Annotated in this window: 9 protein-coding genes and 1 pseudogene; 5 read left to right on the top strand and 5 right to left on the bottom strand. The window is 66.5% G+C overall.

Annotation, left to right across the window (positions count from 1 at the left end):
• Positions 1-3: 3 nt before the first annotated feature.
• Together ACFY10_RS01365 and ACFY10_RS01370 are read right to left on the bottom strand one after the other, a co-directional pair.
• Complete coding sequence (locus ACFY10_RS01365; RefSeq protein ID WP_390662949.1) at positions 4-2,688, bottom strand: DUF1156 domain-containing protein; 2,685 nt, start codon at positions 2,686-2,688, stop codon at positions 4-6.
• Complete coding sequence (locus ACFY10_RS01370; protein WP_390662950.1) at positions 2,685-6,137, bottom strand: helicase-related protein; 3,453 nt, start codon at positions 6,135-6,137, stop codon at positions 2,685-2,687. The genes ACFY10_RS01365 and ACFY10_RS01370 overlap by 4 nt, the downstream gene beginning before the upstream one ends.
• Before the next feature lie 201 nt (positions 6,138-6,338).
• Between ACFY10_RS01370 and ACFY10_RS01375 the strand changes: the two genes are divergently transcribed.
• The 4 genes and pseudogenes from ACFY10_RS01375 to ACFY10_RS01390 all read left to right on the top strand — a co-directional run bounded on the left by ACFY10_RS01375 (position 6,339) and on the right by ACFY10_RS01390 (position 10,437).
• Complete coding sequence (locus ACFY10_RS01375) at positions 6,339-7,664, top strand: helix-turn-helix domain-containing protein (protein ID WP_390662951.1); 1,326 nt, start codon at positions 6,339-6,341, stop codon at positions 7,662-7,664.
• Positions 7,665-8,863: 1,199 nt separating this feature from the next.
• The gene (locus ACFY10_RS01380) at positions 8,864-9,271 is read left to right on the top strand and encodes a RidA family protein (RefSeq protein ID WP_390662952.1); all 408 of its coding nucleotides are present in this window, start codon (positions 8,864-8,866) and stop codon (positions 9,269-9,271) included.
• 55 nt (positions 9,272-9,326) lie between these two features.
• Entirely contained in the window at positions 9,327-9,926 is a 600-nt protein-coding gene (locus ACFY10_RS01385; protein WP_390662953.1) for a gamma carbonic anhydrase family protein, read from the top strand.
• A gap of 34 nt (positions 9,927-9,960) precedes the next feature.
• A pseudogene (locus ACFY10_RS01390) lies at positions 9,961-10,437 on the top strand (GNAT family N-acetyltransferase).
• A gap of 37 nt (positions 10,438-10,474) precedes the next feature.
• On the opposite strand, the gene ACFY10_RS01395 reads toward ACFY10_RS01390, so the two are convergent.
• From ACFY10_RS01395 to ACFY10_RS01405, 3 genes are read right to left on the bottom strand one after another with little or no spacing between them, the layout of a single operon-like run.
• Positions 10,475-11,446: an MBL fold metallo-hydrolase gene (locus tag ACFY10_RS01395; protein ID WP_390662954.1), complete on the bottom strand. Its 972-nt coding sequence runs from the start codon at positions 11,444-11,446 to the stop codon at positions 10,475-10,477.
• Positions 11,447-11,451: 5 nt separating this feature from the next.
• Positions 11,452-12,198: an aspartate/glutamate racemase family protein gene (locus ACFY10_RS01400; protein ID WP_390662955.1), complete on the bottom strand. Its 747-nt coding sequence runs from the start codon at positions 12,196-12,198 to the stop codon at positions 11,452-11,454.
• A gap of 5 nt (positions 12,199-12,203) precedes the next feature.
• Positions 12,204-13,676, bottom strand: a complete 1,473-nt coding sequence (locus tag ACFY10_RS01405; protein WP_390662956.1) for an NCS1 family nucleobase:cation symporter-1 — start codon at positions 13,674-13,676, stop codon at positions 12,204-12,206.
• A 150-nt stretch (positions 13,677-13,826) separates the two neighbouring features.
• On the opposite strand from ACFY10_RS01405, the gene ACFY10_RS01410 reads away from it, so the two are divergent.
• Positions 13,827-14,495 carry a GntR family transcriptional regulator gene (locus ACFY10_RS01410; RefSeq protein WP_390662957.1) on the top strand — a complete coding sequence of 223 codons (669 nt, stop codon included), beginning with the start codon at positions 13,827-13,829 and terminating at the stop codon, positions 14,493-14,495.
• The last annotated feature ends 12 nt before the right edge of the window (positions 14,496-14,507 follow it).

Raw genomic sequence — 14,507 nt, forward strand, 5'->3', positions numbered from 1 at the left:
GCATCAGGGCTGCGTGCCAAACAGAGTAAGTTCCTCGAAGTCCGGGGAATACTTGGCAGCCCTTTCTGCCAGGTCGTCGCGGTTGCCGCCAAGGCCGAGCAAGAGAGTGCGCTCCCGAGAGCCCTCTGGCAGGAGCTGGGTAACGGCGGTGACCAGAGCCCAGAAGGCGGGCTCAGTGCCCGCACCGCTGGCGCCAAGCAGCGCGTCAAGTTCCTGGCGGCGGCCTTCGTCGTAGAGCAGACAGGCGGAGTGCATCACATCCACCCAAGAGGGACGCTGGCCGAGCGTGAAGCCACGGCGCTCGTGAGGTCCAAGCAGTTTGTAGTCGGAGCCGGCCTTGCGTATCAGCCCTCCCCGTACGGTGAGGGCGTCCAGGTGGAGATCGAAGGCGCGGCACAGCATGTATGCCTCGTCCGCGGGAATGGCAAGGCCGTCGTATGCCCAACGCCAAGTGAGGTAGAAGAGCGCACGGCTGTCCAGGCGCTCCAAAGACTCGCCTCCGGTGAGCGACCGGGTGGCGTGCCGGGCCACGGCTTGACGTGCCAGCACCATCAGCTCGTCGACATCCACCTCGTCTCCGGACAGGCGCAGAACGCGGGAGTAGCGGGCGAAGACTTCGAAGGCAGGACCGATGGCCGAGACGAAGTAGTCGGCACCGGACAGTTTCATGTCATCGAAGACAGCCAGGCGTTCGGCGATCCGAGCATCCAGGTCGCGTACCACGTCGTCGTAGAAGCCATCAGTGGCGTCGCCCACCTTGCGGCAAACCAACACCACCGAGGATGCCAGCACCGAGCCGACGTTGTCGGTGGTGCGTCCAGCCCGTTCGGACTGCATCGGCCATGAGGTTGTCACCTTCAGGCCAGCCTGACGCAAGGCGCGCAGCAGATGTTCCCAGGCGGCATTGTCAGTGTGGGCAAAGACCAGCGAAACAATCCCGTCATCCGCAACCACCCGGGCAACCTCGTCCAGAGCCCGCTGGAGGCGGGCCTCGAATTCGTCACGGGATATGTACTCGGCGGAGTCGCGCTGGGCCCGATTCTGGATCACCTCGGCACGCTTGGGGGTCAGTGCGGTGGCGAAGAGTTCGGGGTAGAGGTGTCCGATGGACCTCTTGAGCCAGACGTAGAAGAAGTCGGAGAGGTCGCCGTACTGAAAGGCGTCGTAGTAGGGCGGGTCGATGATGACGGCATCGAACTCGCCGTCAGTAAAGGGGAGATGCTGAGCGTTGGCGCGCTGGACTCGGGAGGGATTTCCTTCGGTGGCGGCCGCACAGTGGCGCAGGGACTGAGTGATCCAGCCGAGGGCGCTTGACCAACCGCTCGGACCATCACCGAACGGATCGATCTCGGTGAAATCCCAGGCCATACGGATGGCCTGCTGGGGGAAGGTGCTTCGTGGCGCTTCGACGGTGGGCCGCCAGGTGACGAAGGACGAGTTGTAGTCGACCACCCTGTCGACCGCGAGTCCCAGATAGGTCGCCAGAGCCTGGGCCCGTTCCGGCTCGGTGCCACTGTCCAGCATCGCCGCGTGGGCGGACCGTACAGTCTGGGCGAGGATGCCGAGGACCAGGCGCTGGCGGGGAGTGAACATGCCCGCCCAGGTATCGATGCCATATGTCAGGTTCGGGTAGCGCCGGTACTGGGAGCGGGTCACCAACTCGTCTGGGATGGCGGTGGTCCCATCCGAGTAGTCTTCCAGACTCTGCGTCAAAGCTTCGGCCCGCTGAACCGCGGCATGGTCGGCAGCCGTGGGCTCACGGTAAGTACGTATCCCGCCAGGACCAATGTCGAGGACCGCGTACAGGTAGTGGCCGAAGCCGTGCTCGCGCGCGTAGCCACGCAGTTCCTGGTCCGGGCGAGCAGTACCACACACCGGACAGGTGACAGTCACCTGGGAGCCGCGACTCGTCTTGGTGCCGAGTTTCCAGTCGCTGCCGTCGACAGGCGGCCCTTCTGCGAGGCGCAGCTCGATCCGATCCTTTTGTACGTCGTAGTCGAGACGAATCCGGTGTCGAGTGGAGTCTGCGAGTTTACGCGAGGAGATCAGTGGCACCGTCCGGCCGCAGTGTCGGTCTGCGCACGGCACAGTACGGGCCCAGAAGTACACAGCGGGCCGTGTTCCATCGCTACCGCGCGGCAAGACCTCCGCCAGCCGGGAGTCCGCTGCCTCGCCTACCCACTGAGCCCAGCGGGTCAGCTCGTCGACAAACGGCCGCCCGCCGTCCTCATCCACACCTCCGAAGCGGGCGGGGTACTCCAGAACGCAACGCTGAATGAGATGGGCGACAGGATTGATGTCGACGGCGGTGGTGTCGCACCCGAAGCGTGCGGCTTCCAACGGAATCGCGCCGCCTCCTGCGAAGCAGTCGAGGACCTTGGGGGGACGCTCGGGCCAGGCGGTGGCGAGGGCAGTGCGCAGCGGGGCCAAATACGCAGGCCGGGAAGAAGCTTCGAAAGGAGCGGCCTGGCTGAGGTCGGTGAGCAACCTCTCCCGGGCATGCGGGTTGTCTGGTCCAGGGTCGGGGAGCAGGCTGGCAAGCACTACGGTCCTGGCCATGGCAAGGGGTCTACGAGCCCACCACAAGTGCATGGTGGAGATGTGGCCGTGCCGCAGGTGCTTTTCCCTGCCGGAGGCCGCATTGACGGGTGCGAGCGGAAGCTTCTCCTCGATAAGTGCGCTGCTCATGGTGTGTCTCCTCCCGCGGCTTGAGCTGCGTCGATGACGGGTCCAGGGGCGATGCTGTAACGCACCTCATGCGTGGGCCGGAAGCTCCCAGCCAGGGCAACGGCCGGATCCTGGATGCGATAGAGCCGGGGATGATCGGTGGCACAGTCGAGTACCACATAAAGCCAGTAGGCAGGGCCGAACTTGCCGGCGGCGATGTACTCGGACCAGGTGAGTTCGACGGACCCCACGCCGGCGCGTCCCTTCACCTCGATATAACGGGTGGCTTCGGCTCGCTGGGAGACAAGGTCGAAGCCCAGGTGATCAGCTTCGACGGACCTGAGGTCTTCGGAACCATGTGCATACTCGTAGTCCATGCTGACTTGCACGGCTATCCGTTCGATCTCCGGATCGCTGAGTCCGCGCCCATTCCCCGTTTGCTCAGCCCAGGCATCGACGGGGCTGGATGAAGCGGGCGGAGGCAAGAGCAGCGCCTGGGCCAGGACGGTGACAGGCCCTCGGTCAACTTGCCGCGTTCGAGCCGTGTCCGCGATCCTCCTGTCACGGCGTTCGAGCACGGTGCGCCGAATTAGTTCAGTCCTGCGATGACGGCCCTCGGCGCCAGCTCTTCCTGCCTCCAACTCCTCGTCAAGGTCGAGCAGTTCAGCGTCATAGCGAGCCAGCAAGGTACGGAACGAGGCGGTCAGGAACTCCTCTTGAATGTCGGCTGTGCGTGCTCGGCGCTCTCGCACTTCGCGCAGTCGCGCCTCGTAGACATTGCCTCGCGCCCACGCGATGAGCTGGGATTCCGGACGGGCAGGCGCTAGCCCTTCTCCAGTCGGCTCCGCAGGTCGGCTAGGCAGCAGGTCGTACAGTGCGCCGCTCGTGGGGAGGAACTCGCCGGCGGACTCGATGACGGAAGCCATGCTGCGGTGGACTGTCGTGCGATGGCCGTCGGTGACTTCGCCTTCCAAGATGTGCAGCAGTGCGGGAGCACTGAGCCCGGGATCATGGAAGACGGCGCCACGCTGCAGAGCGCTGGCAGTCTGCTCGATGACCAGGTCCAAGATCGCCTCGAACAAAGGGTGTCCGGGGCCGCAGAGTTCCGCCCGGGGCGCTCCGGACTCCGCGTCCTGAGCCAGCCGCTGCACGGCGACACTCTTGTCGAAGGTGACTCGCTCGTAGGTGGGCTGCAATTGACGTAGCGTGCCGAGATCACGGTCGCGAGCGATCAGGATGTCGGGGGTGCGGGAAACCCTGATGCTGGCATGGTCCAGCCGTTCGCGCGCCTGGCCGTCCAGATGGTCGACGGCGTCTAGAAAGAAGCGCTTGAGATGTTCGGGAGGCAGACGCCGCTCCTCCGCCCGGGCCGTCTCCTTGCGCTGTATCCGCCAGTCGATATGCCCCGTCACCAGGGCCTTCTCCGAGAGTGCACGCATGCGCGCGATGAGCTGCTCGTCGAACTCTCCGTCTTCGGCACCGAATTGGGCTGCCGCGTCCTCGGATGTCTTCTCGCCGGACACAACGGCCTCGAGCAACTCGGGGAGCCGGTAGCCAGAGAGGATCTCGCCTATAACGTCGAAGACCTGGTCTCCCAGGGCTTCGTTCTGACGCATGGTCTCGATCTTTCCGAGCACCGTGGCCAGTACGTGCCCCTCTTTGGTATTGGCCGCGACAAGATTGAAGATGTGAACGTTCTCGGTCTGGCCGATTCGGTGCACTCGTCCCATGCGCTGTTCAAGGCGGTTGGGGTTCCACGGGATGTCGTAGTTGACCATGAGATGGCAGAACTGGAGGTTGATACCTTCACCTGCCGCTTCGGTGGCAACCATGATCTGCGCATGTTCCCGGAAGTCACGCTCAGCCTGTACCCGTTCCGCAGGGCGCAGGCCACCGTGGATGACAGCCACATCGAAGTGCGGAGACAGCTCATGGACCAGAAAGTCCAGGGTGTCCTTGTGCTCGGTGAAGACCAGGAGTTTCTTCGAGGCGTCGTCGCCGACTCCGTACTGATCCAGGATCTTCCATAACTCCTGGAGCTTGATCTCCCCGCCCAGAAGCGCTGTCTCTTCAGCTTGCGCGAGCAGTGGGCGAAGGAGGCCGAGTTCAGCCTCGATCTCCTCCGGGTCTCTGAAGAGGGAGAGCTGATCGAGAGCCTGCTCTTCGAGCGCCCAACGCTCATCCTCGGGACGGTCACCGTTGGCGTTCTTGTCCGGCAGCGTCCAGGCGATGTCGGCAGCTGGGGCTGTCGGCCGTTCCAGTTCCCGCTCCAGGCGCTCCACTCTGCGCTGCAGAGTCCGGCAGATGGCCCGTACAGAGGACGCCAGCCGCCGTTGCATGGTGGTCAGGGCGAAGCCGGACACGGACGCGCGACCGCCGTCAGTGCGCTCGCTACGGATCTCAGTGAGACCCAGGGTGATGAAATGTGACACTCGGTTGTACAGGTCCAGCTCGGCGCCATCGAGGGCATAAGCAACCGTGTGCGCGAAGCGTGGCCGGAAGAGGGGGTGACCGCGCAGGTCCACCATCTGTTCTTTGGTGGTCCTGGAGTAGTGGTGCGGCATGATCTCTACGCGTTCAGGACACCGATCGCCGTATGCGTCGCGATCCAACAGCCGCATCAGACCCCACAGGGACTCTTCGCGGCCCGAGTGCGGAGTTGCCGTGAGAAGCAGCAATCGTTCAGTTTGACGCGCCACGCGCTCGGCAGCCTTGTACCGGCCTGTGCGGTTGTCGATCGCCCCACGCTTGTTGATCTTCAGGGTATAGCCGTGAGCCTCGTCGAGGACCGCCAAGTCCCAAGGGCGCTGTGCGGCAGCGAAAGAGCCAAGGACGGCCTCCGTCTTCAGCAGATCGCGGGAGATGATGAAGACGCCATCCGACTCCCAGGGGTTGGCCATGGGATCCGCATCCAACGTGTCCCTGGTTATTCGGCGGGCCGCGATCCGGAAGCGCTCGTCGAGCTCGCGCTGCCACTGGAAGCCAAGGTTGGCGGGGGCCACGATCAGCACTCGGTCAGCTGCACCGCGGAGTTGGAGCTCCTTGATGTAAAGACCGGTCATGATGGTCTTGCCGGCCCCAGGGTCATCAGCGAGCAGGAAACGTAGCCGCGGCTCCTCGAGAAACCTGCCGTACACCGCCTCAAGTTGATGCGGGAGCGGCTCGATACTCGAGACGGAAAGAGCTCCCATATCGTTCTGGAAGCGCGTACGGATCCTGCGGGCTTCCACGCCAAGCCTGAAGACTCGCGCGTCAGCGTCGTACGGACGCTCTCCGCCAGCGTCGACTACCTCGATGCCCGGGAGCTCGTCCTCAGGCAGACTGACGCTCCGGAAGTCCCCGGCTTCGCCTTTGACGAGGAACTCCCAGTAGGTACCCGGCTGAACTTGGACCACGGTGACGGGCTCCGTGTGTCCCGGCAGCCGTAACCGCGCGCCCGCGATCAGCTTCTGTGGGTCAAATAACGACACCTACGTCCCTCCACCGACGGGCCGATGCGCCTCCGTCGCGCCTCGACGACTCGTAGATCCGGAGAGCGTACACACCTACGACAGAGAGTCACCCTTCAGGGTGCCCTCCAACGGCTCGCATGGATAAGGTGGTTGGGGACCGTGGGCAACGTTCCGGCGTAACCTGCGCGGGTGACGGTGAGGATTCCTAGACTTGCTCAGTTGCTCGGCACGGACTTCGAGGGCTTGGATCGAAGCCATCTCATCGAGCTTTGCGACCTGCGTGCAGCCGAGGACGTGGACCTGGACTTCAAACAGGACAACGCGTACATCAAGGACGCCGATGGACTGGATGAGTTCGCCAAAGACGTGACCGCCATGGCCAACGCGCGAGGCGGCCTGATCGTTGTGGGGGTCACGGAGAACGACCAGGGCAACGCGGAGCAGTTGAACCCCATTGCGATCAGCGACAAAATGCACAACCAGCTCGTTCAGGGCCTACGCAGTCGCGTCTTCCCCTTCCTGCCGCCCGACTTCCGCATACGTCTGATCGCAGACAGCCCCTCGACTCCAGAGTGTGGCTACATCCTGATCGGGATTCCACGTAGTCCAGTTGCCCCGCACGCTGTCCGCCCCACTGGCGGCAAGGGCCAGCAGCGGTACGGGTACGCGCGTCGCCTGGGCCGGACCACCGCCTGGTTGGACGAATCAGAGATCGCGGCTCTGTATCGCGACCGCTTCAAGCTGGCAGAGGACCATTCGCATCGGGTGGTCGCACAGTTTGAAGACGACTGCGAGTGGTTAGCGGCGCCCGCTGGCGACGGCATCAGACTGGACATCTCCCTGGTTCCTACGGGGCGAGCCGAACGCCGCATAGACCGCACTTTCCTCCAGGAGGTGCGGGAGTTCCTCGGCGCACTGGCACGACCCGGGGTTGCCCCGTCTGCCACTCTGTCCCGCGTCCTACTGGGCCACGCACCGGAGATCCGTCGGGGCCGCATGCGGATCTCCGGACCTGGGGTCCATGCCATCTGGCACTCCGACGGCAGCGCTCACCTTCGGGTCGATCTCACTTCGGATCCTGCGCTGGCGGCGCAAGATGCCACCACCACCGTGCTGAACCTCACCCTCCTGGAATCGCGAGTGCTCTACGGGCTTCATCTTGCTTGCGCTTACGCAGAGTGGGCCGGCGCGTATGGAGATGCCGATGTACTGGCTAGTACCTCCTCCCCTACGCAGGTGCTCTTGGACCGCACACCGCTCAATGGAACCGCGCGCTTTGTCCCGGGAGTACCAGTTTCGAGCGATTCGGGAAGTCCCTGCCACCGCATTGGGTATCTGGAAGCCCTGTGCAACGGAAGCATGCAGGTGCGTTCGATGGCACATGACATCGGCACAGATTTGCTTGCCGATTACGGGGTGTACGAGCCAACTCTGCTGAGGCCAGACGCGACCGTGCGGTCGGAACGCCTTGCCCAGCGCGAGCGGGCCGAGATGGCGGCATGGCTCGCATCCGCCTCAGGCTCGAACGAGCCTGACGGCCTATGACAGTCTCCCCAATCCGAGAGCTCAAGACCCAGCAGCCACAGCGCCGGCATGGTGCCGTCACTGCGGCGGGCCATGGGCAGACGAAGCCCTGGCTGCGGGCGATCGCGCCGTGCCTGACGGGGTTCGACGCAGAAACAGCGTTGTGGGGCAATCCGTGCCTGCTCACTGGCGCGTCCTCGGTAACCGAACCATGTCGACCGCCAACAGCAGTGCCAGCGACTTCGTGACGTCCATGTGCGCCCCGCACGACCCTGCCGGCACTGAGTCGGCATGCACTTCGCGTGCAAAATCGCACAGGAACTCCTGGGAAACGGGGAGACAGGTTCGGGAACTCCTGCAGAACGCAACGCGGCCTAGCTCAGGAAGTTCCCCTGGTCAGGCCCACGATGGCAGACGAGTCGGGCTATAGGCCGGGGAACGTCCCCCTGGTCGGCGCCTAGCCAGGCTGCAACGGAGCCGCGGCCCGGACGGCGCGGCTTCGGTGCCAGTCGCAGGCTAAGGTCTCCCCTTGGTTCTCGGGCCTGCGGGCCCTTACCCAAGTCGGCTACGACGAGTCTGCGTTCTGTAGCGAATACCCGACCGTCGCCTTCCCTCTGACGTCAACAGCGGCACCAGCAGCCCGGACGGCAAGCCCGACCTGCACGCCAATGACGCCTCGGGGCAGCTCAGCGAGTACCTGGTGGCGCCCCATTCGAGCCAACGCCGCCTTCGCCGACCCGATGTCGTTGGGCACCGTCACCGACACCGCCGCCCATCGCTGAACCCTGACGAGGGCACCGACATCACCACGGGCGACCTACCGGCAACGCCCCGGCCACCCTGAATAGCGGGAACGCCTGAGCCACCGACACCGACCGCAGCACGGTCCTGAGTCTGAACGGCAGCACCGCCTACGCAGCAACCGTGGGCCCGGCGTGGACACCGGTGGCAGCTCCACGATCTCGCGCTGGGTCAAGCTCAACTTCCTCTCCGGCGCCAACTCGACTACTCCAGGGCGCCTACGGCGAAAACACGAGCGGCCGCCTCAGCAACGTGCGCCTCTACCCGACGGCCCTTCCCCCGGCCGGCACGACGGCGTCCGGCAACGGCGCGCCCCTCACCCAGCGGGGCTGAGGCCGAGTGAAAAATCGGATGCGCTCCCAGCGGGCGGACCGGACTATCGACGAGCCCGTCCCGTGTCCACTCAAGGAGCCACCTTCGTGATCCGGCGCGTCACCGTCTCCTCCCTCTTCCCACCGCCCCTCTACTCCCACGCCTCCATCGTCGAGGCCGGCACCAAGCTCGCCTTCCTCGCCGGGTCCGTCCCCCTCGACGCGACCGGGAAGCTGGTCGGCGAGGGAGACCCCGTGCGGCAAACCGAGCAGGTGCTGGCGAATCTCGAGGAACAACTACGCGCGGTCGGCAGCGACTTGGCGCACGTCCTGGCGACCGACGTGTACGTGGTGAGCAGTGACACCGCAGTGCTGTCCGCCGTCTGGGACGTCGTCGAGGCGTCCGGGCTCAGCGTCGGACCGCACTCCTCGACGCTGATCGGCGTGGCGTGTCTCGGGTACACGGGGCAGCTGGTGGAGATTACGGCGACAGCCGTTGTTCCCGAGGTCCCATAGGGACCAGACAGCTCCGATACCCCCGACAGACCCGCCAGGTCCAGGAGGGGAGCCCATGTTGATCGAGCACCGCGGGCAGCGCCCCGCAGTCCCCGACTCCGCGTACGTCGCCCCCACGGCCGTCCTGTGTGGTGCCGTGACCATCGGGGAGCGTGCTCGGGTGCTGCACGGTGCCGTGCTCACCGCCGAGGACGGGGAGATCCGCGTCGGCTCGGACGTCGTCGTCATGGAGAACGCGCTGGTGCGTGGGCGGGCCGGGCACCCCGCCTTCATCGGCGACGCCGTGCTCGTCGGATCGCACGCCCACGTCAACGGAGCGACGATCGAGGACAAGGTCTTCGTCGCCACCGGGGCCTCCGCCTTCCCGGGAGCCGTCGCGGGCGCCGGCTCCGAGTTGCGGATCAACAGCGTGCTGCACGTCAACTCCGTGCTGCCGCCCGGCACCGTCGTACCCATCGGCTGGATCGCAGCCGGGGCGCCCACGGCTCGGCTCTTCGCGCCCGAGGAGCACGACGAACTATGGGCCGTGCAGAAGGAGTTGGACTTCCCCGGTACGGTCTACGGCGTCCCGCGCGGCACCTCCACGCGGGACATCATGGCGCGCCAAGTCGACTTCTACGGTGCCCATCACCACGACCACAGCATCGACGACTAAACGACGACCAAAACGACGACTGACGGGACCGCCCTTGCCTTCCGAATCATCCGAACCATCCGCCGTGGACCTCCGCCGGGCTGCCGCCTCCGACGCCTCCGCCGCAGCCGACGTCTGGCTGACGTCCTTCGCCACCGCCCTGCCCACAGTCGTCAGCCCCCGTTCCGCCGCCGACGTGCGCGACTACTTCCGGGAAGTGGTGGTACCGCTGCGCGAAACCTGGGTCGCAGACGCCGGAGCCGAAGGCGGCATCGTCGGCGTAATGGTGCTCAACGACGACGAACTCTCCCAGCTCTACCTCCACCCGGACTAGCGAGGGCGCGGCATAGGTGACCGTTTCGTCGCGCTCGCCAAGGAGCGGAGTCCCGGTGGGCTCGGCCTCTGGACCTTCCAGGTCAACAGGCCGGCCCACCGGTTCTACGAGCGGCACGGCTTCGTCGCAGTCGAGTACACGGACGGCAGTGGGAACGAGGAGCGGGAGCCGGACGTGCGGTACGTATGGCGCCCCTGAACTGCCGCTTCACACAAGCCATATCGACAGCGATGGTCTAGGGCCGCCCGGGTCCGTAATCCCGGTACGCCCAGTCCGCCGCCTGCGCGGCGAGCCCGACGACGTCCACTTCTCCGGTGTCGCCGTCGAGGTGCCGGTATTCGACCGCCGTGAGGATCACGATCCGTTCCCGCAGGCCCAAGTGGTCGTGGAAACCGGAGGCGAGGATGTCGGCGGCGGCCTCGGCCGCGGGGACGCCGGCCGCGTGCCGGGCGTGGGCGAGGGCTTCCAGCTCCCGCAGGTAGGTGATGTAGTCGCGGACGTCGTCGACGCTCATCAGCGGGCCGTGGCCGGGGACGACGACCTCGGGGTCCAGGGCCAGGATCGTCTCGCAGGCCGCGGCGACCCGGGCGAGCGGGCCGTCCCAGTGGACGGGGTGGTCGTCGGCGAACAGGACGTCGCCGGCGCAGACGACCCGCTGTGCGGGCAGATGGACGATGAGGTCGCCCGCCGAGTGCGCGGGGCCCACCTCGATCAGTTCGGCCTCGATGTCGCCCACCGTCAGGGCATACCGGCCCGAGAAGGTGGTGGTGGGCGGGACGGCCTCCACACCCTCGTAGGTGTAACGGCCGAAGTGCTCGCGCGCGTACCAGCCGAGGGGCTGGTCGGCCGGTGTCTGGTGCGTGAGGAAGTGCATCTGCTGCGGGGAGGGTTCGCGGCAGAGGTGCTCGGCGCTGGCCTTCGTGGCGATGATCTCGGCGCCGGGGAAGCAGCCGTTGCCGAAGGTGTGGTCGCCGTTGACGTGGGTGTTGATGATGGTTCGTACGGCGGCCGCGCCCCCGGGCAGGACCGGGCGGGCCGCGGCGATCAGGGCCTCGGTCATCGGCTGGTCGTAGGGGGTGTCGACCAGGGCCGCCTGCTCGCCGGAGGTGATGAGCAGGCAGTTCGCGAAGCCCCAGGTGCCCGCGTGGCCCGGGGACCACAGGTGGAGTCCGTCGGCGACCAGGGGGAGTCCGTCAGGAAGGTTCATGCCGCTCATTGTGGGTGACCCTGAACACGAGTTGCGTGGGCGGGTGCACCCCACACCCTCCGCTTGGGCACCGGCTTCGCATAACTCCCCGCCCGGCTGGTCGTCAGCCCCATCGCCACCAGCGACTCCGCCAGCTTCACGGCCGCCGCGACCCCGTCGACCACCGGCAGCCCGAGCTTCTCCCCCACCGCCCGCTGCAGTCCCGTCATCCCGGCGCACCCGAGCACCAGGACCTCGGCCCCGGCCTCTCGCGCCCGTTCGGCAGCCGTCAGAAAGGCCGCCTCCGTACGGTCCGCGTCACCCAGATCAAGGACCCCCAGCCCCGTCCCGACGACGGCGGCGCAGTTCCGCCCCACCCCCGCCAGTTCCAGGCTGTCCTCGATCTGGCCGCACGACCGCTCCAGCGTCGTGACGACCCCGTACCTCCGCCCCAACAAGCACGCCAGATGCGCCGCGGCCTCCGTGATGTCGACCACCGGCACATCGGCCAACTCCCGTACGCCTTCCCGCCCGTGCTCCCCGAAGCCGGCCATGACGACGGCGTCGTACGACGGGCCATCGTAGGTCCGCAGCAGGTCGATGACGGCCGCGGCCGACAGATAGCTGTCGAGCCATCCCTCCGCCGACTCGGGGCCCCACTCGGGGGTCAGCCCGAGCACGGTGGTGCCCGGGCCTGCGGCGGCCCGGGCACCTCGTACGATCTCCTCGGTCATCTCCTGCGTGGTGTTGCAGTTGGTGACGACGATCCGCACTCCGCTCAGCCCTCCACAGCAGCCGGTTCGGGGGTGACAGGGGCGCGTTCGGACCGGCAGATCACCAGATACAGCCCGGCCGCCAGCGCGGTGCCGATGAACCACGAGTACGGGGCCACGTCGCTGAAGGTCTTCACCAGCGCGAGCACCGCCGCGACCCCGGCAGAGGGCAGGAACGCCGCCAGGGCCTTGGGGTTGACGCCCTTGCGGTAGTAGTAGCGGGAGCCGGGCCGGGCGTCGAACAGCTCGTCCACGTCGACGCGGCCGCGCTTGACGAGGTAGTAGTCGACCATGATCACGCCGAACAGCGGGCCGAGGAAGGCACCGAGGCCGCCGAGGAAGTAGTTGACGACCGTGGGGTTGGAGAACAGGTTCCACGGGGTCACAACCAGGGCCGCCACCGTGCTGATCATGCCGCCGACCTTGAAGGTGATCTTCTGCGGCCAGACGTTGGCCAGGTCGTACGCCGGTGAGACGAAGTTGGCGACGATGTTGACGCCCATGGTGGCGACGGCGAAGGTGAAGGCCGCGACGACCAGGACCCAGGTGTTGCCGATCTTCGCGACCAGTTCCGCCGGGTCGGTGATCGCCGTGCCGAACACCTTCAGCGAGCCGGCCGTGACGATCACCGAGACGACCACGAAGGCCGTCGAGTTGATGGGCAGGCCCCAGAAGTTGCCGCGGCGGACGGTGCGGTAGTCCGGTGCGAAGCGGGAGAAGTCGCAGAAGTTGAGCATCAGCGTGCCGTAGGTGGCGAGGATCAGTCCGATCGCGCCGAACCACTGCCGCCACTGCTCGCCGGCCGAGACCGGGTGCGGGGTGGAGGTGAGCGAGATGCTCCAGTCGGCCTTCCACAGCACCCACACCGCCAGCGCGATCATCACCAGCCAGATCGCCGGGCCGCAGAAGTCCTGGAACTTCCGCACCGACTCCATGCCCTGGCTGATGATCAGCGCCTGGATCAGCCACAGCGAGACGAACGACACCCAGCCGAGCGCGTCGAGCCCCAGGAAGGAGTGGGTGGTCCAGGACTTCAGGCCCGGCCAGGCGGCCAGCAGCATCACGTTGACGGCGACCGAGGCCAGGTAGGTCTGGATGCCGTACCACATGATGGCGATCACGGCCCGGATGAGGGCTGGGATGTTGGCGCCCCAGACGCCGAAGCTGATGCGGCTGACGACCGGGAAGGGCACGCCGTGACGCTGGCCGATCCTCCCCATCCAGTTCATGCCGATGTAGATGATCACGAAGCCGACGAGCAGGGAGGTGAAGACCTGCCACACGTTCATGCCGAGGACCAGCAGGCCGGCGGCGAACGTGTAGTTGCCGAGGTTGTGGACGTCGGACATCCACATGGCGAAGAGGTCGAAGACCTTCCAGTTGCGCTTCTCGGCGGGCGCGAGGTCTTCGTTGGTGAGCCGGGGATCGGGGACGAATGCTGGGGCGCCGGTGGCTTCGGCGCGGTCGGCGAGGGACACGGGGCCTCCATGGGACGGGGACGGAGGGTGGAGGACGGCTGCCGTTTGGTATACCAAACTGCCGACATGGTCCCGCCGTCAAGCATTCCGACCGATGTCGCCATTGTTAACGCTCGGTAAAACACCCCCGGAGTCGGAGAAGATGGCTCCATGAGCTCCACGACGACGAAGATCGAACCCCTGGGCGCGGTCCGCGAGCGGGTCCTGGCGAGCCTGCGGCAGGAGATCATCTCGGGCAGCCTGCGCCCCGGCGACCGGCTGGTCGAGCGGGAGCTCGCCGAGCGCTTCGGGGTCTCCCGGGTGCCGGTGCGCGAGGCGATCCGCGCGCTGGTCGCCGAAGGGTTCGTCCACTTCGAGACGCCGCGCCGCACGGTCGTACGCCGTCTCACCCCGCACGACGTCCAGGAGCTCTTCGAACTGCGCGAGGCCCTGGAGGTCTACGCCGCCGGGCTCGCCGCAGCACGCGCGACACCGGAGGATCTGGCCCAGGTCCAGGAACTGCTCGACCTCGCGGCCGCCGCGACCGAGGCGGGGGACGCGGAAGTGATCACGGACGTCAACAGCCGCCTGCACGACCGCATCGTGGCGATGGCGCGCAACAGTCTGCTGACCGAGGCCCTGGAGCCGGTCGCCGGCCGACTGCGGTGGATGACCCGGCGGAACGAGGAGTGGCCTCAACTCCTCGTGGAACACCGCGAGTTGTACGAGGCGATCGCCTCCGGCGACCCGGACCGCGCCCGCGCGCACGCCCTCGCCCATGTGCGGACCAACTACCGGTCGACGGTGCGGCACCTGTTCGGCGAGGCCGAACTTCCCTGACGCCTGCCGAAC

The sequence above is a fragment of the Streptomyces sp. NPDC001401 genome (genome assembly GCF_042895385.1).
GTDB lineage: Bacteria > Actinomycetota > Actinomycetes > Streptomycetales > Streptomycetaceae > Streptomyces.